At 53.3% G+C, this 3,330-nt stretch carries 2 protein-coding genes and 1 CRISPR repeat array; both genes read left to right on the top strand.

What is annotated here, in order from left to right:
- The first annotated feature begins 340 nt into the window (after nt 1–340).
- Entirely contained in the window at nt 341–2,200 is a 1,860-nt protein-coding gene (locus QZ177_RS10435; RefSeq protein ID WP_294177437.1) for a TM1812 family CRISPR-associated protein, read from the top strand.
- A gap of 11 nt (nt 2,201–2,211) precedes the next feature.
- Nucleotides 2,212–2,574 (top strand): CRISPR-associated protein, encoded by a 363-nt coding sequence (locus QZ177_RS10430; protein ID WP_294177435.1) that lies wholly within the window; start codon nt 2,212–2,214, stop codon nt 2,572–2,574.
- Nucleotides 2,575–2,811: 237 nt separating this feature from the next.
- Nucleotides 2,812–3,134: a CRISPR direct-repeat array (repeat unit 36 nt; unit sequence GTTTCAATACCGCAAGCGGTATGGATTGCATGCAAT).
- Nucleotides 3,135–3,330 lie beyond the last annotated feature (196 nt).

Raw genomic sequence — 3,330 nt, 5'->3', positions numbered from 1 at the left:
AATATCAAGGAAACTTTTGTCCACGGGAAAAATCTAAAACTCATGGCATTTTCCCCAAAATCTCTTCCTTCACTGTAACAAAGTATAGCATAGAAATATGTCCGATGTCAACCGTGTACATGAGGGCGGTGAGAGCGCTTCGATGCGCAGGATGATGCAGCCGAAGCCACCAGCACTCCTTGTCCGGATGGCACGGCTTATAGTATAATATGAAAAAGTGAGCCGTTCTATGAGGAAACCGCAGCATGCATACGGGGACTCTCTTTTGCGCGACATCTTCAACAACGCAGACAGACTGCTGGAAATACATTTGCGAGTGGCTTTTTGGGGGAAGGATTCTATGACGAAAAATGTTCATGTGATGGTGGCTTTCGTGAGTCAGTTGGCGAATAATCCGACGAACGTCGAATATCGGAGCGTCGATGGGAAAGAGATATTTTCGTGCATGCAGACGAACGAAGCCGCCGTTTGTCAGCTGCAGTCTCTGCTGCGGGCGGAAGGCGGCTTGGCGAAGATCATTCTGATCGAGACAGATCAAGCGCGCGAGAAGGTGACGCGGAATTCGGCAGATTGGCTGGCACTGATGGAGAAATACGGTTCTGAGTCGATGTCCGCCGTCGAGCTTTTGAAGGCGCAGAGCGCGAGGAAGTACCCGGAGCTCGCGCAGGTATTCGAGGACAGCGAATATTCGAAAATGGGCATCGAGGATTCGATGCGCAGCATTGCGGGCATCGCGGAGCGTGTTCGCGCCTTTGCCGAACGCGTGCACGAAAAAGAGCCTGAGGCAGAGCTCGTCCTTCATGCCGATATGACGGGCGGCTTTCGCTATGCGGCGATGATGCTGCTCGTCGTCATGCAGTTGTCGAAGTACATGGGCATCCGCATGGGGCATGTCGTATATTCGGATCTTGTTCGGGGCGGGGAGAGCCGCGTTCATCTGACGGATGATATTCGCCGCATGTTCGACCTCGTCGCGGGTGCGGACGAGTTCCAGAAGTACGGCAGTGTACAGGCTCTGGAGGAGTATTTCAGCCGCAGTCCGCGTCACAGCGAGGATTTTTCCACGCTCTTTGCCGCCATGCGGCGCTTTTCCGACGCCATACGCATCTGCCGCACGAGCGTCATCGAAGACGAGATGACCGATCTCGCCGAGAAGATTCGCGCCTTTCGTCAATCGAAACCCGCTTCCATCGAAGAGGAGATGTTCTCGCACATCCTCGGCGTCATCGAGGGAGAATACGGCTCTGTCATCAAGAATGCGTCGAGCGAGAAATCGGATCGTCGCCTCGACATCATCGCGTGGTGCGTGCAAAAGAAGTTCCTGCAGCAAGCAATGACACTTTGCACGGAGTGGATTCCGGCGATCTTGGTGGAGAAAAAAATCTGCTATACGGAGGATGAAGAGGTCATCGAGCAATGCCAAGAGCGCGGCGATTCCGGCGCGGGAATGCGGAGCTGGCAGCAGGAGTTCATCAATTCGTATGGCCAGGTGACGGAAAGCAAAGAAGTGAAATCGCCGACGACGTCTGTTCCAGAAGGAGATTTCCATAACGCTTCCTTCAAGGAAATGACGAACCTCCTTCGCACGATACTGAGCAGCGGAGTTCGCACAAGAGTCGAGGACTTGCCGCCGGAAATGAAACGAGGCGTGCAAAGTTTTTTTGCCGCTTACGATGAAATCGCCTCCAAATGGCGGAACTATGATTTGCGACAGATGGATTTCCGCACGCGCAATGCCATCATCGACCGTACCATCGCCATTTTGCATCCATCGCCGAAGAAGAAGTTTTTTCATGAAGAGATTTTGCGGCGCTTGGCAGGCAGCTCGAATGAGGATATTTTCACCGCACTGGGCATAGACGGCAAGAAATGTGGAGAGGCGTGCGCCAGAAAAAATCCAACCTCCAGAAAGAGACGCACCGCGAAGAAGCAGCAATCTCCCGAAGAGAAATGGCTGCGCCGGGAAGCTTGCTACCGCAGGATGCTATCGGGCCACGGGAAACTTTTGATGTATACGCAGAAGGCGACGGAGGAAGCCGTCGATTTTTTGCGCGGTTTCTATTTCATCCGCCAAGGTCGCAACGATACGAACCACGCTGCCGAAAATGCGCCTACGGCTCGCAGAAATCAAGGTGCGTCGGAAAACGACCGGCTGGAAGAAGAGATCGCCGCCTACATCGAAAGGCTTAGAAACGCATAGGAGGAAGCTGCATGTTCATCAACCATACGAATCATGCCTCGGCGAAGTGGCCGGCGGCGCAGAAAGAGGCGGCGCACGCCTGGGGCGAGATCGAGGATCTGCCGTTTCCCGACATCGGGGCGGATTGGGACGAGGAGCGCGTCGCGAAGATCGCTGTGGAGAATGCCGCGAAGATCTTGGCGAAGAAGCCTCGCGCCGTATTGTGTCAGGGCGAGTTCACCTACGTCTACCATCTCGTGAACCTCCTGCGTGCGGCGGGCGTAACTGTCCTTGCGGCAACGAGCCGCAGGGAGGCGATCGAGGAGCAGGCGGAAGACGGTTCGGCACGCAAGATCAGCCGCTTCGTCTTCACGCGGTTTCGCGAGTATCGGTAAGCGTCCGGACGAGTCTTTGCCGCGAAGCCGGCCATGAGGAACATCGTGGAGGAAGAAGGATACAGCAAGTCCGGCGAGGCACAGGATCTGAGGCCGCCTTTCGAGGAAGCGCTGTTGCTGCTAGAAAGACATATACACTGCTAGGAAAACTGCATCCATAGACCGACAAAATAAGCCCTGCGGCTTCGCCGCAGGGCTTATTTTCATCCTCTTAGAGATTCTGCACAAATCTGTCCTTTTTCAACACCGCAAGCGGTATGGATTGCATGCAATGAGGAAAGCACTACGTCGCTTTCGAGCGCGATGCAGTTTCAATACCGCAAGCGGTATGAATTGCATGCAATTATTTTATTTGGCGCGACATTACAAGATATTCTTAAGTTTCAATACCGCAAGCGGTATGGATTGCATGCAATGGCTACATGGTTAGCCTTGATGAAATTTTCTGTGGCTGTTTCAATACCGCAAGCGGTATGGATTGCATGCAATCAAAGGTGTTCGAGATGAAGGAGGGAAAGTTTACGGTTTCAATACCGCAAGCGGTATGGATTGCATGCAATACCGTCCCTCACAGCCCTTGGGACAGCTGAACCCAGAAGCGGGTTTTCTAAACGGATCGCTCTTTTTGGCAAATCGCCGCAACCTCGCGGGATTTTTTTGTCGCCAAAATCGGCTGAAAACGTCCGCAAACCCTGTGATACCAAGGAAACTTTTGTCCACGGGAAAAATCTAAAACTCATGGCATTTTCCCGAGAA

This window comes from uncultured Selenomonas sp. (genome assembly GCA_905372355.1).
In the GTDB taxonomy this organism is placed as follows: domain Bacteria; phylum Bacillota; class Negativicutes; order Selenomonadales; family Selenomonadaceae; genus Selenomonas.
This window is presented reverse-complemented; position numbering and strand designations above follow the sequence as displayed.